Source organism: Phenylobacterium sp. (assembly GCF_036563385.1).
GTDB lineage: Bacteria > Pseudomonadota > Alphaproteobacteria > Caulobacterales > Caulobacteraceae > Phenylobacterium.
In genome coordinates this window covers 502,406-523,131 of the sequence record NZ_DATCML010000004.1, presented here as the reverse complement: position 1 = coordinate 523,131, position 20,726 = coordinate 502,406, and the positions used below count along the sequence as shown (strand labels likewise).

24 protein-coding genes are annotated in these 20,726 nt (G+C 69.8%); 13 read left to right on the top strand and 11 right to left on the bottom strand.

The features are described 5' to 3' along the window. Window positions 1–262: 262 nt before the first annotated feature. From VIL67_RS03420 to VIL67_RS03410, 3 genes are all read right to left on the bottom strand, one after another. On the bottom strand, window positions 263–592 hold the full coding sequence (locus VIL67_RS03420; RefSeq protein ID WP_332047437.1) for a barstar family protein: 330 nt from the start codon (window positions 590–592) through the stop codon (window positions 263–265). Between the two features lie 676 nt (window positions 593–1,268). Next, a complete protein-coding gene (locus VIL67_RS03415; RefSeq protein WP_332047436.1) occupies window positions 1,269–1,736 on the bottom strand; it encodes a GFA family protein in 468 nt (155 codons plus the stop codon). Further along, a complete protein-coding gene (locus VIL67_RS03410; RefSeq protein ID WP_332047435.1) occupies window positions 1,733–2,128 on the bottom strand; it encodes a GFA family protein in 396 nt (131 codons plus the stop codon). The genes VIL67_RS03415 and VIL67_RS03410 overlap by 4 nt, the downstream gene beginning before the upstream one ends. 86 nt (window positions 2,129–2,214) lie before the next feature. Here VIL67_RS03410 and VIL67_RS03405 point away from each other — a divergent pair, with 86 nt between their 5' ends. Next, a complete protein-coding gene (locus VIL67_RS03405; RefSeq protein ID WP_332047434.1) occupies window positions 2,215–3,051 on the top strand; it encodes a thioesterase family protein in 837 nt (278 codons plus the stop codon). Here the strand turns inward: VIL67_RS03405 and VIL67_RS03400 are convergent. Next, window positions 3,048–3,938, bottom strand: a complete 891-nt coding sequence (locus VIL67_RS03400; protein ID WP_332047433.1) for a LysR family transcriptional regulator — start codon at window positions 3,936–3,938, stop codon at window positions 3,048–3,050. The genes VIL67_RS03405 and VIL67_RS03400 overlap by 4 nt on opposite strands. Window positions 3,939–4,235: 297 nt before the next feature. Here VIL67_RS03400 and leuC point away from each other — a divergent pair, with 297 nt between their 5' ends. From leuC to VIL67_RS03370, 6 genes are read left to right on the top strand one after another with little or no spacing between them, the layout of a single operon-like run. Then, window positions 4,236–5,648, top strand: a complete 1,413-nt coding sequence (gene leuC / locus VIL67_RS03395; RefSeq protein ID WP_332047978.1) for a 3-isopropylmalate dehydratase large subunit — start codon at window positions 4,236–4,238, stop codon at window positions 5,646–5,648. Then, a complete protein-coding gene (locus VIL67_RS03390) occupies window positions 5,645–6,367 on the top strand; it encodes a VOC family protein (RefSeq protein WP_332047432.1) in 723 nt (240 codons plus the stop codon). Before leuC ends, VIL67_RS03390 begins: the two co-directional genes overlap by 4 nt. Next, window positions 6,367–6,978, top strand: coding sequence for a 3-isopropylmalate dehydratase small subunit (gene leuD, locus VIL67_RS03385; RefSeq protein ID WP_332047431.1), 612 nt, complete (start codon window positions 6,367–6,369; stop codon window positions 6,976–6,978). Before VIL67_RS03390 ends, leuD begins: the two co-directional genes overlap by 1 nt. Continuing rightward, window positions 6,975–7,277, top strand: a complete 303-nt coding sequence (locus tag VIL67_RS03380) for a putative quinol monooxygenase (protein ID WP_332047430.1) — start codon at window positions 6,975–6,977, stop codon at window positions 7,275–7,277. Before leuD ends, VIL67_RS03380 begins: the two co-directional genes overlap by 4 nt. An 18-nt stretch (window positions 7,278–7,295) precedes the next feature. Then, complete coding sequence (leuB, locus tag VIL67_RS03375) at window positions 7,296–8,348, top strand: 3-isopropylmalate dehydrogenase (protein ID WP_332047429.1); 1,053 nt, start codon at window positions 7,296–7,298, stop codon at window positions 8,346–8,348. A gap of 32 nt (window positions 8,349–8,380) precedes the next feature. Beyond that, a complete protein-coding gene (locus VIL67_RS03370; RefSeq protein ID WP_332047428.1) occupies window positions 8,381–8,791 on the top strand; it encodes an EVE domain-containing protein in 411 nt (136 codons plus the stop codon). On the opposite strand, the gene VIL67_RS03365 is transcribed toward VIL67_RS03370, so the two are convergent. After that, on the bottom strand, window positions 8,788–9,711 hold the full coding sequence (locus VIL67_RS03365; RefSeq protein WP_332047427.1) for a bifunctional helix-turn-helix transcriptional regulator/GNAT family N-acetyltransferase: 924 nt from the start codon (window positions 9,709–9,711) through the stop codon (window positions 8,788–8,790). The genes VIL67_RS03370 and VIL67_RS03365 overlap by 4 nt on opposite strands. A 156-nt stretch (window positions 9,712–9,867) precedes the next feature. Between VIL67_RS03365 and VIL67_RS03360 the strand changes: the two genes are divergently transcribed. Next, window positions 9,868–10,449: a response regulator gene (locus tag VIL67_RS03360; RefSeq protein ID WP_332047426.1), complete on the top strand. Its 582-nt coding sequence runs from the start codon at window positions 9,868–9,870 to the stop codon at window positions 10,447–10,449. Further along, window positions 10,446–10,907: a hypothetical protein gene (locus VIL67_RS03355; RefSeq protein WP_332047425.1), complete on the top strand. Its 462-nt coding sequence runs from the start codon at window positions 10,446–10,448 to the stop codon at window positions 10,905–10,907. Before VIL67_RS03360 ends, VIL67_RS03355 begins: the two co-directional genes overlap by 4 nt. Here VIL67_RS03355 and VIL67_RS03350 read toward each other — a convergent pair. Beyond that, entirely contained in the window at window positions 10,904–11,302 is a 399-nt protein-coding gene (locus VIL67_RS03350; RefSeq protein WP_332047424.1) for a PaaI family thioesterase, read from the bottom strand. The two genes, VIL67_RS03355 and VIL67_RS03350, sit on opposite strands and share 4 nt — an antisense overlap. Window positions 11,303–11,596: 294 nt before the next feature. Here VIL67_RS03350 and VIL67_RS03345 point away from each other — a divergent pair, with 294 nt between their 5' ends. Further along, window positions 11,597–12,628, top strand: coding sequence for an aspartate-semialdehyde dehydrogenase (locus tag VIL67_RS03345; RefSeq protein WP_332047423.1), 1,032 nt, complete (start codon window positions 11,597–11,599; stop codon window positions 12,626–12,628). Window positions 12,629–12,630: 2 nt separating this feature from the next. After that, window positions 12,631–13,569 (top strand): EamA family transporter RarD, encoded by a 939-nt coding sequence (rarD, locus tag VIL67_RS03340; RefSeq protein WP_332047422.1) that lies wholly within the window; start codon window positions 12,631–12,633, stop codon window positions 13,567–13,569. Between the two features lie 55 nt (window positions 13,570–13,624). On the opposite strand, the gene VIL67_RS03335 is transcribed toward rarD, so the two are convergent. From VIL67_RS03335 to ahcY, 4 genes are all read right to left on the bottom strand, one after another. Continuing rightward, window positions 13,625–14,749: a serine hydrolase domain-containing protein gene (locus tag VIL67_RS03335; protein WP_332047421.1), complete on the bottom strand. Its 1,125-nt coding sequence runs from the start codon at window positions 14,747–14,749 to the stop codon at window positions 13,625–13,627. Continuing rightward, window positions 14,749–15,030 carry an acylphosphatase gene (locus tag VIL67_RS03330; protein ID WP_332047420.1) on the bottom strand — a complete coding sequence of 94 codons (282 nt, stop codon included), beginning with the start codon at window positions 15,028–15,030 and terminating at the stop codon, window positions 14,749–14,751. The genes VIL67_RS03335 and VIL67_RS03330 overlap by 1 nt, the downstream gene beginning before the upstream one ends. Before the next feature lie 42 nt (window positions 15,031–15,072). After that, window positions 15,073–15,885 (bottom strand): PfkB family carbohydrate kinase, encoded by an 813-nt coding sequence (locus VIL67_RS03325; RefSeq protein WP_332047419.1) that lies wholly within the window; start codon window positions 15,883–15,885, stop codon window positions 15,073–15,075. 127 nt (window positions 15,886–16,012) lie between these two features. Further along, the gene (gene ahcY / locus VIL67_RS03320) at window positions 16,013–17,404 is read right to left on the bottom strand and encodes an adenosylhomocysteinase (protein WP_332047418.1); all 1,392 of its coding nucleotides are present in this window, start codon (window positions 17,402–17,404) and stop codon (window positions 16,013–16,015) included. A gap of 165 nt (window positions 17,405–17,569) precedes the next feature. Between ahcY and VIL67_RS03315 the strand changes: the two genes are divergently transcribed. Next, window positions 17,570–18,049, top strand: a complete 480-nt coding sequence (locus VIL67_RS03315) for a hypothetical protein (protein WP_332047417.1) — start codon at window positions 17,570–17,572, stop codon at window positions 18,047–18,049. Here the strand turns inward: VIL67_RS03315 and VIL67_RS03310 are convergent. Then, window positions 18,046–19,530: a CYTH and CHAD domain-containing protein gene (locus VIL67_RS03310; RefSeq protein WP_332047416.1), complete on the bottom strand. Its 1,485-nt coding sequence runs from the start codon at window positions 19,528–19,530 to the stop codon at window positions 18,046–18,048. The genes VIL67_RS03315 and VIL67_RS03310 overlap by 4 nt on opposite strands. A 162-nt stretch (window positions 19,531–19,692) precedes the next feature. Here VIL67_RS03310 and bioB point away from each other — a divergent pair, with 162 nt between their 5' ends. Then, entirely contained in the window at window positions 19,693–20,688 is a 996-nt protein-coding gene (gene bioB, locus VIL67_RS03305) for a biotin synthase BioB (protein WP_332047415.1), read from the top strand. Window positions 20,689–20,726: the final 38 nt, after the last annotated feature.

The following is a 20,726-nucleotide window of genomic DNA, read 5'->3' as shown; positions in this document are numbered from 1 at the left end:
CGCTTGTAGGTCGGTCGGGGCGCGAGGCGGAAGCACGCGCAAGGATCGCCACGGTCCCTGCGCACGACCTTTCGAAGGCCGAGCCTGACACGCGGGCTTTCTTCGAATCTGTGCTCGCCGACCTTGCTTCTTAGGGTCCGCTATGGGTCGCGAGCCGACATTGGCTCGCGTCCACAAACCGGATCTTCGAGCTCGCGGCCCGAAGCAGACGTTTTTTCAACGTGAGCTAGGGGTGGAAAGCGGAAGCGGACGCTAAGCGCCGCTAGGTAAGAAGAAGCGCGAGAACGGGTTCTTCGCCGATTTCAATCCTACGGCTGTTCACAAAGCCTGTGCACTCGACCAGCGCTTCATATTGCGCCGGACACCGCTCTTTGAAAGCGGCATGACCTTCCAGGCGCAGCGTTAGAAGCCCGCCCTTGGCCACGGCCTGCCCCAGCATCCCCGCGTCATCCGCGTACGTGAGGCAGTCTATCCACGCGTCCATGTTCCTCCCGTAGTAGGACGGGAACTCGAGGCGATGCTCAAAGACCGAGTGAAAGGTGTCCCAATCAACGATTGCGTCGGTGGGCACGACGACGACGGTTGTTCTCATGAATGAAGCTTAGCCGGGATCATCCAGCGCGTCCGCTATGGGTCGAAGGCAGACACCCTCGTCGGTCCGCTGAGCGGACATTCGCCCGATCCGCCCAAGACAGACGCTCAGAAGATCGAATGGTGGTTACAGGAAGAACGACCAGTTCATCGGCGTGGGTTCTTGCCCGCTCCGGACTTGGACAGCCCGGATGATCCTCTGGGCGGTAAGCCAGGCGACCCACTGTCCCCCGAAGAACACGGGCAGGACGAAGGCAAAAGCGGCCATATCTGACGGCGGTGTCCAGACCCTTCGTAGCAAGCCATCAGCGGACAGCCCCGAAGCGAGCCCGAGGGTGAACCGCGAGACAAAAATCAGGAACACCACAAGGACCAGCGATAAACGCTTTGGTCCACGCCGGATCGCGACTGCTGTTACCAGCCAAATTAGAACCAAGCAGATCGCCGTTGCGCCACTCAACCCGGCGATTATTGCCAGGGCTCCTCGGGCTGCTTCAGCCGTTCGCATATATGGTCAACGCTCGACGGCCGCTTCAGCGCATCAAGAACTACTCCGCACAACGCCAGCGTGGGTCGAAATCGGACGTCGGCATCGCTGCCGATACCGGCCGTTCCGAAGGTCAGCCAAGGGTGGATTGAGGGCGGTTCAGGGGCTGCTTCTGCGGGCAGGCACGCTATCAGGTCGCCTGCGCCGCGCGCCAGGCTTCGCCGACGGGCGTCAGGTCGGCCGGGTTGGTTTCGTACGCCAGCACGTCCTTCGGCGGCCTGAACCAGGCGGGCGCCTCGCGCAGCCAGAAGAAGGCTCCCGGTGCGATCTGCCGCGCGGCGTCCAGCGCGCCGACGCGGATGGAGACGACCTCGTCCGAATAGCCAGGCTCGGCATGGGTGCGGGCGCTGCAGGTCGGGCAGGAGTACTGCGCGCTGGGCTTGCCCGACGGCCCCGGCCGCAGCCAGCGCCTCGGCTCGCCGGCGACCAGCCGGAAGGCGTCCTTGCGCACCAGCACCGACATGCTGAAGGCCGAGCCCGACGCCCGCTGGCATTCCGTGCAGCAGCAGGCGAAGGCCACGAGCGGCTCGGCGGCGACCTCGAACCGCACCGCGCCGCACAGGCAGCCGCCGGTCAGTGGCAGGTCCATCCCGCTCATGCGCCCTCCGGGTACTGCGGCAGGCCGTCGTCCAGCCGCACCCACGGCACCTTCTGGCTGACCCAGATGTGCGACCCCGGCGCCAGGGCCTCCGGCTGGTCCAGGGTGCCCAGCGCCACCGCCAGGTAAGGCGCGTCGTTGGGCTCGGCGAACACCGGCGTCCCGCAGCGCGCGCACGATCGGCGGACCAGCCGGTGCGACGAGGCGAAGCCGGTGGTCTCGCCGGTGCGGGTCACCGCGTCGGCGGGGAACAGCGCCCGGGCGAAGTAGGGCGCGCCGGTGGCGCGCCGGCACAGGCGGCAGTGGCACAGCCGCACGTTCACCGGCTCGGCCTTCGCCGCCCACCGCACCGCCCCACAGAGGCAGCCTCCACTGTACGCCACGCCGTCCATCGCATTCCCGCCGACCTGTGTTCTCCCAGACCTAGCGCGCGCAGCTGAGCTTGGCTACGCAGCCGGTCCGCTTGGGGGGAGCCGCCATGGGCCAGCTGCACGTCGACACCGCCATCCGCCGCGAGGGCGAGCGCCTCGTGGCCGACCTGTCGCGGGACTGGGAAATCTGGGGCCCGAACGGCGGCTATGTCTCGGCCGTCGCCCTGCGCGCCGCAGGGGCGGCGGCGCCAGCCGGGCATCGGCCGGCCACGCTCACGGTGCAGTACGTGGGCGTCGGCGGGTTCGGCGAGACCGAATGCCGGGTGCGGCCGGTGAAGCAGGGCCGCAGCGCCTGGCTGCTGACCGTCGAGCTGGTGCAGGCGGACAAGGTCTTCCTCCAGGCCCAGGTCTGGACGGTGGCCCGGGAGGACGGTCCCCGCGTGTCCGAGGCGGCCATGCCCCACGTGCCGCCGCCGGCGACGCTGAAGACCTATGAGGCGCACGCCCGCGAGCATTACGGCGACAAGGCCCCGCCGCCGCACGTGTTCTGGACCAACTTCGACGGCAAGCCCCTGGCCTGGCGGCCGATGGAGGCGCCGCGCGAGCCGGCCCCCGCCGTGCTGCACGAGTGGTTCCGCTTCCGTGGCTTCGAGGCGACGACCGACCCGTTCTGCGACTTCGGACGGGCGGTGATCCTGCTCGACACCCTGATCTGGCCGACCCACCATCGCGGCCTGCCGACCGAGCCGGACTACATCGCCCCCAGCCTTGACCTGACGGTGTGGTTCCACGAGCCGCCCGGGCCGGCGGAATGGCTGCTGGTGGACGGGGTGGCCGATGTCGCCCGGGCTGGCCTGATCCACGGCCACAGCCGTCTCTGGACCGAGGACGGCCGCCTGGTGGCCACCGGCGGCTCCAACCTGCTGCACACGCCGCGCCGCTAGGCGGGCTGCGCCATCCGGCCGAGCTCCTCGGCGAGGTGGTCGAACATCAGGCGCATGCGCCGCGAGCCCTTCAGGTTCTCGTGCATGGCGATCCACACGTCGAGCTTGAACGCGAACCGATCCGGCAGGACCTGCACGAGGCCGGCGGCGCGGGCGATCCCGTGCTGGCAGGCGGCGATCCCCAGCCCGGCCCTGAGCGCCGCGAGCTGGGCCGCATCGTTGTCCGTCCGGAACGTGAAGAGGTCGCGGGTGATCGGCCGGCCGATGTCCAGGTCGTCGATCAGCGACGGCCCCTGGGTGTCGAAGCCGATGATCGCATGCTTCTCGAGGTCCTCGAACGAGGTCGGCGCCGGGTTCCGCTCGAGATAGCCGGCGGTCGCGTAGAAGCCGAAGCCGACCTCTCCGACCTTGCGCGCCACCAGGTTGTTCTGGGTCGGCCGGCCCATCCGGACGGCGATGTCGGCGTCCCGACGCGACAGGTCTTCCAGCCTGTTGGACGTGACCAGCTCGATCTCGATCTCGGGGTGCTTGTCTCGGAAGCGGGCGAGGACGGGCGGCAGCACCTCGATGCCGACGATCTCGCTGGCGGTGACCCGCACCACCCCGCCCACGCCATCGGCCGAGCCCGAGGCGTCGCGCATGGCCGCGCCCGCCGCGGCCGCCATGTCTTCCAGGTGCGGCCGCAGCGAAAGGGCGAGATCCGTCGGCTGGATGCCCCGCGGGCTCCTCAGGAACAGGGGCGCCCCGAGCTGCCGCTCCAGCTGGTCGATGTGCCGCCCCAGCGTGGGCTGCGTCAGCCGCCGCCGCTTCGCCGCCGCCGAAAGGCTGCCGGCCTCCAGCACCGCGTGCAGGCTCTGCAGAAGATCCCAGTCGGCATAGGACGTCATGCACGGATGAATAGCCCCTCCCGCTGCCCCGGCCTAGCTCACCCTCTCTTTTGCTCGTCATGGCCGGGCTTGTCCCGGCCACCCATGATCTCCGCGCGGCCGGCCGGAATGGGGCGGCGCCGCTGCATCGGACCTGAAAAGGGGGGGTGTTCATGGGTCCCCGGCACAAGGCCGGGGATGACGAGATGTGTGGAAGCGGCGCGGACCAAAGCTGCGCAAGGAAATTGCTGCAACTGCGGGCGAATTGCGGCGTCGCAGCACTAGACGTGCGCGGGATCGCGGACCTACATGGCTCGCATGCCCGGCAAGACCCTCTACGACAAGATCTGGGACGCGCACGTCGTCGACCAACAGGACGGCGAGGCGATCCTCTACATCGACCTGCACCTGATCCACGAGGTGACCACCCCGCAGGCCTTCGCCGGCCTCCGGGCCAGCGGCCGCAAGGTGCGCCGGCCGGATCGGACCCTGGCCGTGGCCGACCACAATGTGCCCACCGTGGGCCAGGCCCTGGGCGTCGACGCCGTGGCCGACGAGGAGGCCCGCCTGCAGCTGCAGACCCTGGCCCGCAACGTCGCCGACAACGGCATCGAGTTCTTCCCGATGGGCGACCTCAGAAACGGGATCGTCCATGTGGTCGGGCCCGAGCAGGGCCGCACCCAGCCCGGGATGACCATCGTCTGCGGCGACAGCCACACCTCGACCCACGGGGCCTTCGGGGCGCTGGCGCACGGCATCGGCACCTCGGAGGTCGAGCATGTGCTGGCCACCCAGACCCTGCGCCAGAAGAAGGCGAAGAACTTCCGGGTCCGCATCGAGGGCGAGCCCGCGCCGGGCGTGGGCGCCAAGGACTTCGCCCTGGCGGTGATCGGCGAGATCGGCACCGCCGGCGGCACCGGCTACGTCATCGAGTTCGCGGGCTCCGCGGTCCGCGGCCTCTCCATGGAAGGCCGCATGACCCTGTGCAACCTGACCATCGAGGGCGGGGCGCGCGCCGGCCTGGTGGCCCCCGACCAAACCACCTTCGACTACCTGCGCGGCCGGCCCGCGGCGCCCAAGGGCGGCGCCTGGGAGATGGCGCTGGAGTACTGGAAGACCTTCTTCACCGACGAGGACGCGGTGTTCGACCGCGAGATCGTGCTGGACGCCACGAAGATCGCGCCCCTGGTTACCTGGGGCACCAGCCCCGAGGACGTGATCGCCATCACCGACACCGTCCCGGATCCGGCGGCCTTCGCCACGCCGGACAAGCGCGCGGCCGCCGAGCGGGCGCTGGAGTACATGGGCCTCTCCGCCGGCCAGCCGATCACCGAGGCGAAGGTGGACGTGGTGTTCATCGGCTCCTGCACCAACAGCCGGATCGAGGACCTGCGCGCCGCGGCCAAGGTGGCCGAGGGCCGCCAGGTCGCTCCCGGGGTCCGCGCCATGGTCGTGCCGGGCTCGGGCCTGGTGCGCGCCCAGGCCGAGGAAGAGGGGCTGGACGAGGTCTTCAAGGCCGCCGGCTTCGAGTGGCGCGAGCCCGGCTGCTCCATGTGCCTGGGCATGAACCCCGACCGGCTGGCGCCGGGCGAGCGCTGCGCCTCCACCTCGAACCGCAACTTCGAGGGCCGTCAGGGCCGCGGCGGCCGCACCCACCTGGTGAGCCCCCCCATGGCGGCCGCGGCGGCCATCGCCGGCCACCTCGCCGACGTGCGGGACTTCCTCAGGTGATCACCGGCCTGGACCACGTGGCGGTGGCCGTGGCCGACGTTCCGGCCGCGGCCGACGGCTACCGCCGCCTGCTGGGTCGCGAGCCCGACGCCGAGGGCCGGTTCCAGCTGGCCAACACCGCCCTGCGGCTGATCCCGGGAGAGGCCGAGGGTCTCGTCCGCCTCGGGTTCGCCGTCGACGACCTGGACGCCGCCGCGCGGCTCCTGGAGCGCCGCGGCCTTTCCGTTGAGCGTGCGGACGGCGAGACGCTCGTGCGCGCCGCCGGCCTGATCTTCTCGCTGCACGCCGCCACGGCGGCGATCACGGTCACGCCCGCGCCCGCCGGGGTGGACGCCCTCGACCATGTGGTCGTCCACACGCCCAATCCCGATCGCGCCCTGGCCGTGTTCGGCGCCAAGCTCGGCCTGGACCTCCGCCTCGACCGCGAGAACCTGCGCTGGAACGCCCGCCAGCTGTTTTTCCGCTGCGGCCAGGCCGTGGTCGAGGTCGGCGCCCGCCTCGCTGTTCCGCCTACGGACGATCCGGACTCCTTCGGCGGCCTCGCCTGGCGTGTGTACGACGCCGAGGCCGCCCGGGCCCGCCTCACCGCCGCCGGCTTCGACGTCTCCGAGGTCAGGACCGGCCGCAAGCCCGGCACCAAGGTCTTCACCGTCCGCGACGCCCCGGCCGGGATCCCCACCCTGATGCTCCAGCCGTCGCCTGCCCTGGAACCCGCCTGATGCAAGCCTTCACCCGCCTCGACGCCCGGGCCGCGCCCCTGCCGCTCGCCAACATCGACACCGACCAGATCATCCCCAAGCAGTTCCTGAAGACCGTGGAGCGGGAGGGCTTGGGCCGCGGGCTGTTCTACGACTTCCGCTTCGACGAGGCGGGCCAGGAGAAGCCGGACTTCGTCCTGAACCGGCCCGAGTACAAGGGCGCCGGGGTCCTGGTGACCGGCGACAACTTCGGCTGCGGCTCGTCGCGCGAGCACGCGCCCTGGGCGCTGATGGACTTCGGCGTCCGCTGCGTGGTGTCCACCAGCTTCGCCGACATCTTCTACAACAACTGCTTCCAGAACGGCCTGCTGCCGGTGGTGCTCAAGGCCGAGGAGGTCCAGCAGTTGATGGACGAGGCCCGCGGCGGCAACCACGTGGTCAGCGTCGACCTGGAGGCCCAGACCGTCACCTCTCCGTCGGGCGCCGTCTTCCGCTTCGAGATCGACCCCAAGCGCAAGGAAAAGATGCTGAAGGGCCTCGATGCGATCGGCGAGACCCTGCAGAAGGCGAACGCCATCGACGTCTACGAGATGAAGCGCGCGCTGGCCCAGCCCTGGCTGGAGGACGCGTGAGCCTGATCATCGCCGGCACGGTGCGCGTCCCGCCGGAGAACCTCGAGCTGTTCCGGCCGCACATGGAGAAGATGCTCGCCGCCAGCCGGGCCGAGGACGGCTGCCTGGCATATTCCTACGCGATCGACGTGGAGGACCCGGGCCTCGTCCGCGTCTTCGAGAGCTGGCGCGACCAGGCGGCGCTGGACGCCCACTTCCGCACCCCGCACCTGGCCGAGTGGCGGGCCTCATGGCCGGAATTCGGGGTTTCCGACCGGCGGCTCATCGCCTACGAGGTCGCCTCCGAAAGACCGCTCTAGCTCCGGAGACGTCCTGCCGTGACCGACCTGCTCCTCCTGCCCGGCGACGGGATCGGCCCGGAAGTGATCGCCGAGGTGCGCAAGGTGGCGGCCGCCCTTTGCCCCGACCTCGCGCTCGACGAGCGGCCCTTCGGCGGCCGCAGCTACGACCTGCACGGCGAGCCCCTGACGGCCGAAACCCTTGAAGCGGCGAAGGCGTCCAAGGCGGTGCTGATGGGCGCGGTCGGAGGGCCGAAGTGGGCGAGCGCGCCGCGGGACAAGCGCCCCGAGGCCGGCCTGCTGGGCCTGCGGGCCGGCATGGGCGTGTTCGCCAACCTGCGCCCGGCGCTCTGCTTCCAGCCGCTGGCCGACGCGTCTTCGCTGAAGCGTGAGCTTGTGGAAGGCCTCGACTTCATGATCGTCCGGGAGCTCACCGGCGGGATCTACTTCGGCGAGCCGCGCTACATCGAAGACCTGCCGGCCGGGGGCAAACGGGCCGTCGATACCCAGGTCTACACCACGGCCGAAATCGAGCGGGTGTCGCGCGTGGCCTTCGAACTGGCGCGAGGCCGGCGCAACAAGGTGACCAGCGCCGAGAAGTCCAACGTCATGGACTCTGGCCTGCTTTGGCGGGAGGTGGTCACCGAGCTGCACCGGCGCGAGTACCCGGACGTCATCCTCGAGCACATCCTGGCCGACAACGCGGCCATGCAGATTGTCAAGAACCCCAAGCAGTTCGACGTGATGCTGACCGACAACCTGTTCGGCGACATCCTCTCCGACGCCGCCGCGCAGCTGACGGGTTCGCTGGGCATGTTGCCCTCGGCCGCCCTGGGCGCCCCCGGGACGCCGGGCCTGTACGAACCCATCCACGGTTCGGCGCCTGACATCGCCGGCCAGGGCATCGCCAATCCCCTCGCCGCCATCCTGTCCTTCGAGATGGCGCTGCGCTGGTCGCTGGGACGGCCAGAGCTGGCCGACCGGCTGTTGGCGGCGGTGAACCGGGCGCTGGAACAGGGCGCGCGCACGCCCGATCTGGGCGGCAAGCTCTCGACAGCTCAGATGGGTGACGCGGTCCTGGCCGCGCTCTAGGCTCGGCGTCCGCAACGGCGGGAGGGACGCGGATGGCCGGCTGGCTCGTGAAGTCTGAGCCCAACACCTACAGCTTCGAGGACCTGCAGAAGGACGGCCGAACCGTCTGGGACGGGGTGCGGAACAACGCCGCCGCCCTGCACCTGAGGGCCATGAAGCTCGGCGACGAGGTGCTGTTCTACCACTCGCAGGAAGGCCTGGCGGTCGTGGGCGTGGCGCGGGTGTCCAGGGAAGCCTTTCCGGATCCCAGCGACCCGTCCGCTCGCTTCGTGGCGGTCGAGCTGGAGCCGGTGCGGGCCCTGGAGCGGCCCGTCACCCTGGCGGCGATGAAGGCCAACCCGGCCCTCGCCGACATGGCCATGCTCCGGCAGTCGCGGCTCTCCGTCTCGCCCGTCAAGGCGGACGAGTGGGCGGCGATCCTCCAGATGGCGCGAGCAGGCTAGAGCTTCAGTCGCCAGCGCTCGCTGGTGAGCCCGTAGCCGCCGAAGTCCTCATTGGGCCAGCTCTCCTCAAGTTCGAACCCGACGGCCTGGTAGATCGCCCGCGCAGCCGTGAGGATGCTCTGCGTCCACAGCGTCATTTCCTGGTAGCCGATCGCGCGCGCCCGGGCGACGCAGGCGTCCACCAGCGCCCGCCCGAGGCCCAAGCCTCGGGCCGCGGGATCAACCAGCAGCAGGCGAAGCTTCGCCGTCTTGTCGTCCTGCCGCTGCAGGAAGATGCATCCGACGCTGGATCCCGCCCGCTCCGCGATCCAGCTGCCTTCCCGTTCGGGATCGAAGTTCTCCACTAGGTCTGCAGCAAGCCGGGCGACGAGGGCTTCGAAACGGTGATCCCAACCGTACTCGCGGCCGTAGATCACCCCGTGCGCCTGGGTGACCCAGCCGATGTCTCCCACGCGGTGGGGCCGGAGAATATAGCCGCGATCCGCCTGTGAGCCTCCCAGGAGATGCTCAACATCGGCGAGCGCCGTCTCCAGCCGCTCGCGCTCGGCGCCGCCCAGGCCGGCGATCAGGCCCTGCACCTGGGCGAGGGTGCGGCGGTGCAACTCGGCATAGACGTCGCGCCCCGGCTCGGTGATCCGCAGGACCACGCTGCGGCCGTCGTTCAGAGACCGCTCGCGGGCGACCAAACCGTCCCGCTCAAACCGTCGGACGATGCGGCTGAGATAGCCGGGATCGAGGCCGGTCTCGGCGGCGATGAACCCTGGGGTGACGCCATCGCGGCTTGCGATCTCATAGAGCACGCGGCTCTCGGCGAGGGTGTAGGGACCGCCCAGATGACCCTTGTCCAGGACCCCGATAGCCCGCGTGTAGAAGCGGTTGAAGCGCCGGACTGCGGCGACGGTGGCGGCGTTCTCGACCATGGGGCCCCTCCCGGGCAGAAGGAGAGGCCAGATATTTGACGGAGTCAATTATCTGCAGGCGCGGCCGCTTGATCTTCGGCCGAGGAAAGGCTCCGTTAACCGCGTCACCGCCATGCATCGACAAGCAGGGCCGTTGGCCCGTCGGACTGCCCCGCCATGGCGCTCGATCCCGCCTCCCGGTCTCGCTACAACCTCGAGGATGCCACGGTGCTGCTCCTCGACGACACCAGCATGGGCATGGCGATCCTGGTGCAGATCGTGACCGGCCTGGGCGCGAAGAACCTCCATCGCTGCTCGGACGTCGAAGCCGCCAAGAAGGTCGCCGAGCGGCACGAGCTCGACCTCGCCATTGTCGACGGCATGGCGCCCTCGGGGATGGGCTACGACTTCGTCCGCTGGATGCGCACGAACTGCCAGGAGCCCAACTGCTACACCCCGGTGATCATCACCACCGCCCACACGCCTGTGACCGACGTGGCCCGTGCGCGCGATTGCGGCGGCCACATCATCGTCAAGAAGCCGTTCTCGCCCATCGCGATGCTGGAGCGGATCATCTGGGTCGCGCGCGAGGGCCGTCCCTTCCTGTTCTCGGCTGATTATGTCGGGCCTGATCGGCGCTTCAGAGACGTCGGCCCGCCCAAGGGCGGCGGGCGGCGACGCGAAGATCTGAATGCCGACACCGGGTCCGCGAACGCTCCCGCGCAAGATGCCGAACTCCAGCCAAGGCTCGCATCATGAGCGCCGTCCGTTTCGTCTTCCCCAAGCCGCGCCTCGGCAAGCTGCTGAAGCTGCCTGGCGGCCTGCCGGTGGCGGAGGCGGTGGCGCGGGCCAAGGTCAACCTGGAGACCATCCGGCCGACCTGCATCGCCGAACTGGAGACACTCCTCGACCTCACCGAGGCGCGGCTGCAGGACATGGGCGAGGCCTACGATGACGCGGGCCTGGCCGACCTCTACGGCATCGCCGTGCGGGGGATCGGCGGCGGCGAGGTGAGCGGCGTGCCGGCGGTGGACGCAGCGCTGACCAGCCTGTGCGACCTGCTCGACCACTTGCGCACCGCGCGGCGCTACGACCGCAGCGCCATCGCCGTCCATGTCCAGGCCTGGCGCGTGCTGATGGGCATGGGCGACCAGCCGGGCGCCTCGGCCGTGGTCGACGGGCTGAAGCAGGTCAGCGCGCGGTTCGCCGCGGCCTAATCCTGGATCGTCATCTGGGTCTGCAGCACCAGGGCGAGCAGCTTGCCCTCGGGCGCGGTGATGCGGGTCTGCCAGACACTCGAGCGGCGGCCCACATGTAGCGGGGTCGCCTCGCCGAACACCTCCGAGCCCACCTTGGCCGATCCGAGGAAGTTGGTCTTGGACTCCAGCGTGGTGGTGCGCGTCCCCGGCTGCAGGTTCATGGCCCCGCCGATGGCGCCCAGCGCGTCTGCGAAGGCCATGTACGCCCCGCCGTGCAGGATGCCGCCGGCGGTGCAGAGCTCCGGGCGAACCGCCAGCCGGCCGCGGACGCGCGCCTTCGAGCGCTCGAGGATCTCGACACCCATCAGGTTCGAGAACGGCATGCCCGTCTCGGTGATCACGCCCTCGGACATTGGGTGCTCCTCTCCCCGTTCAGCGGCGCAGGGTAGGGGCAGCTCGGGCTCGTGCGAAGCGGGTTCTCGGAGGGAGGGGCTGGGCCCCTGTGGGTCTCCGGGAAAGGACAGCGAGGGCTGCACCGCGCCTGCACGCCCAATCCGCCGAAGCGCCGCTTGCGCCCGCCGGGAGCGCCCGCCATTTGTCGCAGCACCGGGCGGGCAGCCGTTCTGATGCGGCTGTGAGATCTGCTCGCCTTGCCAGTGGACGTTCCGAAGCGTACGGGAACGCTCCCCAGTCTTAGGAGAAATGCGATGGGTTACCGGGTGGCCGTTGTCGGCGCCACGGGCAATGTGGGCCGCGAGATGCTGAACATCCTCGAGGAAGTGAACTTCCCCGTGGAGAAAATTCACGCGATCGCGTCGCGCAAATCCATCGGCCAGCTCGTCTCCTTCGGGAACGAGACCATTCCCTGCGAGGACGTCGAGCAATTCGACTTCTCGAAGGTCGACCTCGTGCTCATGTCGGTGAGCGGTTCGTTCTCCAAGGAGTGGGCGCCGAAGATCGGCGCGGCCGGCCCCATCGTCATCGACAACTCGTCCGCCTGGCGCATGGACCCTGATGTCCCGCTCGTCGTGCCGGAGGTGAATCCCGACGACGTCGAGTGGGCGAACCGCAAGAACATCATCGCGAACCCGAACTGTTCGACGGCGCAGCTGGTGGTGGCGCTTAAGCCCCTGCACGACCGCGCCAAGATCAAGCGCGTGGTGGTGGCCACCTACCAGTCGGTCTCCGGCGCCGGCAAGGAAGGCATGGACGAGCTGTTCGACCAGACGAAGAACGTCTTCGTACTCGGCGCCACGCCGCCCAAGAAGTTCCCGAAGCAGATCGCGTTCAACGTGATCCCGTTCATCGGCTCGTTCCTCGACGACGGCTACACCGACGAGGAAGCCAAGATGTGGAACGAGACGCACAAGATGATCGACCCTGAGATCAAGCTCACGGTCACCTGCGTGCGCGTGCCGGTGATGGTCGGCCACTCCGAGGCGGTGAACATCGAGTTCCACGAGCCGCTGGACGAGGACGAGGCCCGCGAAATCCTGCGCGAGAGCCCCGGCCTGATCGTCATCGATAAGCGCGACGACAAGGGCTACATGACCCCCAAGGAAGCCCAGGGCGAATTCCCGGTCTTCGTCAGCCGCATCCGCAAGGACCCGACGGTGGAGAACGGCCTCTCGCTCTGGGTGGTGGCCGACAACCTGCGTAAGGGCGCGGCGCTGAACGCCGTGCAGATCGCCGAGCTGCTGCACGCGCGCGGCCTGATCCGCCAGAAGGCGCTGGCCTAAGGATGTCTCCCGCCTCGGCGCCCGGCGGAGACTCCTCCCGCCTGGCGCTCGGGGCGGGGATCTCGGCCTACGTGATCTGGGGGCTGGTGCCCCTGGCCTTCCAGGTGATCGGCCGGATGGGGGTCTCCCCATGGGAGATCCTCGCCCACCGCACCATCTGGGCCGTGCCGACTGCCCTGGTCTTCGTCTGGCTCGCCAGGCAGGGCCGGCAGTCCCTTGCGGTGTTGCGCACCGGCCGGACCATGGCCTGGCTGAGCCTGTCGGCCGTTCTCATCGCCATTAACTGGCTGGTGTTCATCTGGGCGGTGAACTCGGGCCGCGTGCTGGAGACCAGCCTCGGCTACTACATCAACCCCCTGCTCAACATCGCGGCCGGCGCGCTGATCTTCCGCGAGCGCATCGACCGGATCGGCCAGGCGGCCATCGCCCTGGCGGTGGTGGGCGTGGTCCTTCAGGCGCTCGCGCTCGGCCACCTGCCCTTCGTCTCCCTCACCCTGGCCATCAGCTTCTGCGGCTACGGCATCGTCCGGAAGCGGGTGGCGGCCGACGCCCAGACCGGGCTGCTGGTGGAGTGCCTGCTGCTGGCGATCCCCAGCAGCGTGTTCGTGCTGTGGCTGATGAGCCGCGGCGACAGCGTCGGGACAGGCTCTCCCACGACCTTCCTATGGCTGCTGGCCTGCGGCCCGGCCACGGCCCTGCCGCTGATGCTGTTCTCCTGGGCGGCCCGCCGGGTGCCGCTGTCGGCCATGGGCTTCCTGCAGTTCATCGCGCCCACCATGACCTTCTTCATGGGCGTGCTGCAGGGCGAGCCGTTTACGCCCCTGCGGGCCGCCAGCTTCGCCTTCATCTGGAGCGGGGCGGCGGTGTTCGCCCTTGGCGCCTGGCGGCGCTCACGCGCAGTTCTGGCGGCCGAGAAGCTGGTGGAAGCGCCGGCGGAGTAGCGCCATCGCTCCTCTCCCGCAGAGCCACGCCTGCGGCCCGGGAGAGGAGATTTGGCTACAGCCCTGCGTAGGCCGCTTCGATCAGGCGGCGGGGGCGCAGGTCGCCCATCAGGGCCGTGCCCTGCTTGTTCATGACATAGGCGCCGGCGAGGCGGCGGTCCGGATCGGCGAAGGCGCAGGAGCCGCCCCAGCCGGAGTGGCCGAACGTGCGCGGCCCCGGCCCCCAGGGATGGTTCGGCGCGTTGCGCATGACGCCGGCCCCCCAGCTCATCTCGAAGGGCAGCACCAGGTCCTGGCCGCGGATGCGCTCGCGGGCCATCTCCTCGATCAGGGCGGGGGAGAGGATCTGCTCGCCCTCCAGCCAGCCATCGTCGGCCAACGCCCCCATCAGGCGGGCCAGCGCCTCCGCAGTGGCGTAGCCGTTGGCCGACGGCACCTGGGTCTTGCGCCATTGCGCAGCCGGGATGCCGCCCACGGAGGCCCAGGGGGTCAGGAAGGCGGCGCGGGTGGCGTCGTTCACCTCGCCGAAGTCGGGCAGGGCGCTCGGCCGCTGCAGCTCCGCCAGGCGATCGAACTCGCTCTCGGGCAGGCCGATCCACAGGTCGAGCCCGAAGGGGTCGTGGAAATCCTCCCGGAGCGCGTCGCCCATCATTCGGCCGTCGGTCCGCCGGAACACCTCGCCGGCCAGGAAGCCAAAGGTGATCGGGTGGTAGCCGCTCGCGGTCCCGGGCGGCCACATGGGCCCCATGGCCGCGAGCTTCCGCGAGATCGCATCCCACTCCGCCCAGAGGCTGGGCTCCATGGGATCGGGAAAGCCCGGCAGCCCCCCCTGGTGCGACAGGGCCTGCTCGAGGGTGATCGCAGCCTTGCCGGCTTCAGCGAACTCCGGCCAGACGCTGGCCACCGGCTGGTCGTAGGCCAGCTTGCCGGCGTCCACCTGCCGGGCCACCAGCAGGGCGGCCAGCGCCTTGGTAGTGGAGAAGATGCACGCCAGGGTGCGCTCGTCGAACGGGCGGGTGCGCTTGCGGTCCGCGTGGCCAGCCCAGAGGTCGAGCACCACCTCGCCCGCTTCGACCAGGGTGAAGCGTGCTCCGAGCTCTTCTCCCGCCGCGAAGTTTGCGGCGAAGGCGTCCTTGACCTGGGCGAAGCGAGGCGGCGCGAAGCCGGAGATGTCCACCATCAGAGCGTCGCCCTTTCCTCGAACCCGTCGCCGACGTCGTCCGTCGCTGCAACTGGAGTCACGGCGGTCACCTGTGCGCCACGCGGCCCGTGATGGCAGGCCTGAACCAGGGCGTCCACCGCGTCCGCCTCTCCGGCGGCGAGCAGTTCCACCCAACCCTCCCGCCGATTGCGCACCCAGCCGGCGAGCCCCAGCCGGCGCGCTTCGCCGACCGCCCACCAGCGGTAGCCGACACCTTGCACGCGACCTTCGATCTGCAGCCGGACGACGAGCCTCGCCATGGCCCGGTTCTATACGCCCGCGCGGCGCCGACGCCAGCTCGGCTAAAGCCGCTCCACCTCAACCGGCGCCTGAGGACTGACCAGGCGGTCGGCGAGCGCGACGATGGGCAGCTCCTGCGCTCGCCACGCCTGAGCCGCCTGCACGATCTCGGCGGCCGCCTGCGCCGCGCGCCGGGCTGCCGCTTCCGGCGACAGCCCCTCCACCAGCCCTGCGCCGAAGCTGGCCGCCACGAGGTCTCCGGTCCCGTTCGGCGCCCGCTCCAGCCGCGGGTGGGTGAACAGGACGGCCATGTCGCCATCGACCAGCAGAAGGCCGATGCGGTCGGGACCCGCCGGGACCGACGTGACCAGGGCGCGGCGGCCGAGCGCGCGCACCGCAGCGGCCGCGTCGCCGGCGTCCGCAACGGGCCGGCCCGCCAGGTGGGCCAGCTCCCAGAGGTTCGGCGTGATCCAGTCGGCGAGGGGCGTCAGGCGGCTGGCCACCGCCTCGGCCACCTGGGGGTGGACGTAGAGGCCCTTGGGCTCGTCGCCCATGATCGGATCGACCACCACCACGGGCTGGCGCTCGGCGGCGGCCCGCACGCGCTCAAGCACCCCGGCGGCGATCTCCACCTGCTCGGCCGAGGAGAAGTGGCCGGTGATGACCAGATCCACCAGGCCGAACAGGGCGTCGGCCTCGATGTCCGCCAGCATCCGCCGAAAGACATCGGGCGGGGTGGGCTCCCCCTGGCTGCCGCGCGCCGGCGTGCGGCCGAAGAGGACCGTAGGGGCGAGAACCGGGTCGATCCGGTGCTGCGCCAGCACGTACTGCTGGGCTGCGCCGCCGATCCGCGAGGCGGCCACGAAGGACGACATGACGAGCGCCAGGGGCATGGCGGAGGTGTAGCGGAGGGGAGGGGCGCAAACCACCATTCTCCCGCGCAACGAGAAAGGGCCCCGCGGATCGCCGCGGGGCCCTTTCAGTACGATCGCTCAGCGGCGACTAGTAGCGGTAGTGCTCCGGCTTGAACGGACCTTGCGGCGTCACCCCGATGTAGTCCGCCTGCTCCTTGCTGAGGGTGGTCAGCTTGGCGCCCAGCTTCTCGAGGTGGAGCATGGCCACCTTCTCGTCGAGGTGCTTGGGCAGGGTGTAGACCTTGGTCTCGTACTTGGCCCCGTTCTGCCAGAGTTCGATCTGCGCCAGCGTCTGGTTGGTGAAAGACGCCGACATCACGAAGCTCGGGTGGCCCGTGGCGTTGCCGAGGTTCACCAGGCGGCCTTCCGACAGCACGATGATCTTCTTGCCGTCCGGGAACTCCACGTGGTGGACCTGGTCCTTGATCTTGTCCCACTTGAAGTTGCGAAGGCCCGCGATCTGGATCTCGGAATCGAAGTGGCCGATGTTGCAGACGATGGCGTTGTTCTTCATCCGCCGCATGTGGTCGACGGTGAGCACGTCCTTGTTGCCGGTGGCGGTGACGAAGATGTCCGCCTTGTCGGCGACGTCCTCCACGGTGACCACCTCATAGCCTTCCATGGCCGCCTGCAGGGCGCAGATCGGGTCGACCTCAGTGACCATCACCCGGGCGCCGCCATTGCGCAGCGAGGCGGCCGAGCCCTTGCCCACGTCGCCGTAACCCAGGACCACGGCCACCTTGCCGGCCAGCATCACGTCGGTGCCGCGGCGGATGGCGTCGACCAGGCTCTCGCGGCAGCCGTAGAGGTTGTCGAACTTCGACTTGGTGACGCTGTCGTTCACGTTGATCGCCGGGAATGGCAGCTCGCCGCGTTCGGCCATCTGGTAGAGGCGGTGGACGCCCGTGGTGGTCTCTTCCGACACGCCCTTGATGGCGTCCCGGATGCCCGAATAGAAGCCCGGCTTCTCCTTCAGGTAGCGCTTCATCACGGTGAAGAGCGCTTCCTCTTCCTCGTTCTGCGGGTTGGAGAGGACCGAGGGGTCCTTCTCGGCCTTGGGGCCAAGGACGCAGAGCAGGGTCGCGTCGCCGCCGTCGTCGAGGATCAGGTTCGGGTAGCCGCCGTCGTGCCACTCGAAGATCTTGTGGGCGTATTCCCAGTACTCGATCAGGGTCTCGCCCTTGATGGCGAACACCGGCGTGCCCTTCACCGCGATGGCGGCGGCGGCATGGTCCTGGGTGGAGAAGATGTTGCACGAGGCCCAGCGCACTTCGGCGCCCAGGGCCTGCAGGGTCTCGATCAGCACGCCCGTTTGGATCGTCATGTGCAGGGAGCCGGCGATGCGGGCGCCCTTCAGCGGCTGGTCCTTGCCGAACTCGGCGCGCACGGCCATCAGGCCCGGCATCTCGGTCTCGGCGATGTCGAGTTCCTTGCGGCCCCATTCGGCCAGCGAGAGGTCCTTCACGACGTAGTCGGTCATGGGGCTTAGAGTCCTGTCTGGTTTCGGCGTCGTATACCCGCCGCGGGCCTGGGTCGCAACCGGGACATAAAGAAAGCTTTATATGTCGCGGGCGCGGGGGTTACGCAGGTTTAAGGTGAAGGGCGGCCGCGGGTGGGTCAGGATCACGCCGGACGGAGGTGGCCTATGCGTGCGGTGATCCTGGGTCTGATGCTGCTGGCGGCGGGGGCGGCGCAAGCCGCAGCGCAGGAGGGCGTGAGCTACTTTGCGGGCAAGTGGGACGTCGCTTCGAAAGATCCGGCCAGCGGAGAGACCCTGGCCATGACCTACGTCGTGGAGCCGACGCTGGGCGGAGCCTGGCTCGCCGGGGCGGGCGCGGCGGTGGACGGTTCGTACAGCGCCCGCGACATGTGGGGTCGCGACCCGCTGACGGGCGAACTCATCCGGGTGATCTTCAGCGACGGGGCCTTCGGAACGGTCCGGTCCAAGGGCTGGGCCGGCGAGCGTCTGGTCCTCGAGGGCGAGACCCGTTCGGCCGGCGGCACGGTTCGCGTGCGCGAAACCATCACCCGCATCTCGCCGCAGAAGTTTGAGGCCGTCTGGGCCGCGTACCGCAACGGCCAGTGGGTGGACTACGCCGTGGAGACCGTCACGCGCCGCAGCTAGCGCCAGAAGCGGGGCGCCTCCTCCAGCTTCGCGAAGGCGCGTACGGCCCGGTCGATGCGACCGGGTTTCTCCTTCGACTGCAGGCCGACCAGGGCGTCGGCCGCCGCCGCGGCCTCCGGCGATAGCACCAGCTCAGCGAGCAGCGGCGCGGCGGTGGCCGCGTCGTTCAGCGCCCCCAGTTCCTCCTGCAGGTCCTTCAAGCGGCCGATGAATTTGGAAACAGATTTGTCATTGAAGAGGCTCGCGAAGGTCTCGGCTGCGTAGCGCAGCTTCTTGGCCTCGATGCGGGCGTCGTGGCGCGCCTCGTCGGACCGGCCGGCGAGATCCCGGGCCAGTTTGCGCAGCTTCCGGCGGCGGCGGTCCAGGGCGGCGGCCGCAAAGGCTGCGGCCTTCTGCTCACGCACGTCGCGGCCCTCGTCGTCCGTCAGCCAGCGGCCGGTTTCGATCCAGGCGGTGGCGTCGATCATCAGCGTTCGGAACCGCTCGGAGCGGACCGCCTGGGCGGCTTGCGCCGACGCCCGGGCGCGCGCCGCGTCCACGCCGGCCACCAGTTCGTCGAGGCCGGCCGGCGGCGCCTTCATCCGGCGCGCCGCGTCGGCGATCCGCTCGGCGAGCACATCGAGGTTGCGTGCTTCGTCGCAGGCGTGCGCCAGCCAGCGCAGCTCGGTCTTGACCGCCTCGGCTTCGGCCTCGCTGAGCAGGGGACCGAAGGTGGCGATCGCGCTGCGAAGGCGCCGCGCCGCGACCCGCAACTGGTGGACGGCGTCGGGTTGCGGGGCCTCGCGCAGCACCTCGGCGTTGGCGGCGATCTGGCCGAGCGCATTGCGGGCGGTGGCCTGGAAGGCCTCGGCGGCCGTGGCGCCGCGCCGCAGCTCCACCCGTTCGCGGCGGCGCGCCTGCAGCGGGGCGTCGGCCACCAGAGCCTGGCCGCGCGCCGACTTGCTGTCGAAGGAGAGGTAAAGGGGGGCGGCCTTGTCCAGGTCGCGGGCGAGGGCGAACAGCGCCCGCGGATCGCCGGACTTGAGTTCGAGCTCCACCTCGCTGATCGGCGCGGCCCGATCTCCGCCACGCACCTCGCCCTGATCGAGCGCCAGCTCGATCTCCGCGCCGTCGTAGCGCACCAGCCGCTGGCGCCGGGTGACCTGCACGTCGAACGCCGGATCGAGGGCGAGCGCTTCGCCGTCAGGCAGGATCTCCTTCAGCGGGCCCACCTCCGGATCCGGCCGCTCGCCGGCCACGGGGGCCTCGTGCTCCTCCCGGGATAGGCCGGAGCCGCGCTTCAGGGTCTGGACGCGGCCCCCTTTGCTCTCGCGCACGCGCAGCGAGACGCCCTGCTTCTGGAGCTTGAGGTCAGGGGTGTCGAAGTAGGTGCTGTGGAGTTCGCGGGTCTCGTCGTCGCCTGCCGGAGCCGCCGCCAGCACGGCGGCTAGATCGTCCGGCGCGCACAGGAACTTCAGCTCGATCTCGTGAGACCCGCTCATCCAGGCGCCCTTCTGTGGCCCAAGCTCCCTTGGCGCCTAGCACAACGCCGCGGCGGGAACATGCGCGCGCTCAACAATCGCTAAAATTTTCTCAGGCCGCGCCCGCTTGCCCGGCGCCGCGTCACCGGCTCTAAACGCCAGCGAGCCAGAGGAGCCGCGCCGATGAACGCCCCCTTCCGTCCTGCCGACCCGGCCCAACCCCGCCACGACTGGACTCTCCAGGAGGTCGAGGCGCTGTTCGAGCTGCCCTTCACCGAACTGGTGTTCCGCGCCGCCGAGGTGCACCGGGCCTGGTTCGACCCCACCGAGCTGCAGATCAGCCAGCTGCTCAGCGTGAAGACCGGCGGCTGCGCCGAGAACTGCGGCTACTGCGCCCAGAGCCAGCACTTCAAGACCGGTGTGAAGGCCACCAAGCTGATGGAGGCCGAGACGGTCATCGCCGCGGCCCGCGAGGCCAAGGCCGGCGGCGCCCAGCGCTTCTGCATGGGCGCGGCCTGGCGCGACCTGAAGGACCGCGATCTGCCGAAGGTCGCCGCCATGATCTCGGGCGTGAAGGCGCTGGGGCTCGAGACCTGCGCCACGCTGGGCATGCTGACGCCCGGCCAGGCCAAGGCGCTGAAGGCGGCCGGTCTCGACTTCTACAACCACAACCTCGACACCGGCCCAGACTACTACGACCAGGTAGTCACCACCCGGACCTACCAGGAGCGGCTCGACACCCTCGCGGCCGTGCGCGACGCCGGCATGTCCACCTGCTGCGGCGGCATCGTCGGCATGGGTGAGACCCGCCGCGACCGCGCCGGCCTCCTGCATCAGCTGGCGGTGCTGCCGAGCCATCCGGAAAGCCTGCCGATCAACGACCTGATGCCGATCCCCGGCACGCCGCTTGGCGACTCCAAGGCCGTCGACCCGCTGGAGTTCGTGCGGATGATCGCCGTGGCCCGCCTGGTCTGCCCAAAGTCGGTGGTGCGCATCGCCGCCGGCCGGGAGCACATGACCAAGGAGCTGCAGGCCCTGTGCTTCCTGGCGGGCGCCAACTCCATCTTCGTGGGCGGCCGACTGCTCACCACCAACAATCCCGAGAAGACCGCCGACGAGGCGCTGCTCGCGGACCTGAAGATGCGGCCCATGGGGACCAAGGCGGCGGAGCTGGCATAGGCGTCTTCACCCGACGCGCGCTTGCGCCGTGGGCCGTG

Coding starts and splice junctions, on each gene's coding strand:
- VIL67_RS03420 (WP_332047437.1), bottom strand. CDS start 592: ATGAGAACAACCGTCGTCGTCGTGCCCACCGACGCAATCGTTGATTGG.
- VIL67_RS03415 (WP_332047436.1), bottom strand. CDS start 1,736: ATGAGCGGGATGGACCTGCCACTGACCGGCGGCTGCCTGTGCGGCGCG.
- VIL67_RS03410 (WP_332047435.1), bottom strand. CDS start 2,128: ATGGACGGCGTGGCGTACAGTGGAGGCTGCCTCTGTGGGGCGGTGCGG.
- VIL67_RS03405 (WP_332047434.1), top strand. CDS start 2,215: ATGGGCCAGCTGCACGTCGACACCGCCATCCGCCGCGAGGGCGAGCGC.
- VIL67_RS03400 (WP_332047433.1), bottom strand. CDS start 3,938: ATGACGTCCTATGCCGACTGGGATCTTCTGCAGAGCCTGCACGCGGTG.
- leuC (WP_332047978.1), top strand. CDS start 4,236: ATGCCCGGCAAGACCCTCTACGACAAGATCTGGGACGCGCACGTCGTC.
- leuD (WP_332047431.1), top strand. CDS start 6,367: ATGCAAGCCTTCACCCGCCTCGACGCCCGGGCCGCGCCCCTGCCGCTC.
- VIL67_RS03370 (WP_332047428.1), top strand. CDS start 8,381: ATGGCCGGCTGGCTCGTGAAGTCTGAGCCCAACACCTACAGCTTCGAG.
- VIL67_RS03365 (WP_332047427.1), bottom strand. CDS start 9,711: ATGGTCGAGAACGCCGCCACCGTCGCCGCAGTCCGGCGCTTCAACCGC.
- VIL67_RS03360 (WP_332047426.1), top strand. CDS start 9,868: ATGGCGCTCGATCCCGCCTCCCGGTCTCGCTACAACCTCGAGGATGCC.
- VIL67_RS03355 (WP_332047425.1), top strand. CDS start 10,446: ATGAGCGCCGTCCGTTTCGTCTTCCCCAAGCCGCGCCTCGGCAAGCTG.
- VIL67_RS03350 (WP_332047424.1), bottom strand. CDS start 11,302: ATGTCCGAGGGCGTGATCACCGAGACGGGCATGCCGTTCTCGAACCTG.
- VIL67_RS03345 (WP_332047423.1), top strand. CDS start 11,597: ATGGGTTACCGGGTGGCCGTTGTCGGCGCCACGGGCAATGTGGGCCGC.
- rarD (WP_332047422.1), top strand. CDS start 12,631: ATGTCTCCCGCCTCGGCGCCCGGCGGAGACTCCTCCCGCCTGGCGCTC.
- VIL67_RS03335 (WP_332047421.1), bottom strand. CDS start 14,749: ATGGTGGACATCTCCGGCTTCGCGCCGCCTCGCTTCGCCCAGGTCAAG.
- VIL67_RS03330 (WP_332047420.1), bottom strand. CDS start 15,030: ATGGCGAGGCTCGTCGTCCGGCTGCAGATCGAAGGTCGCGTGCAAGGT.
- VIL67_RS03325 (WP_332047419.1), bottom strand. CDS start 15,885: ATGTCGTCCTTCGTGGCCGCCTCGCGGATCGGCGGCGCAGCCCAGCAG.
- ahcY (WP_332047418.1), bottom strand. CDS start 17,404: ATGACCGACTACGTCGTGAAGGACCTCTCGCTGGCCGAATGGGGCCGC.
- VIL67_RS03315 (WP_332047417.1), top strand. CDS start 17,570: ATGCGTGCGGTGATCCTGGGTCTGATGCTGCTGGCGGCGGGGGCGGCG.
- VIL67_RS03310 (WP_332047416.1), bottom strand. CDS start 19,530: ATGAGCGGGTCTCACGAGATCGAGCTGAAGTTCCTGTGCGCGCCGGAC.
- bioB (WP_332047415.1), top strand. CDS start 19,693: ATGAACGCCCCCTTCCGTCCTGCCGACCCGGCCCAACCCCGCCACGAC.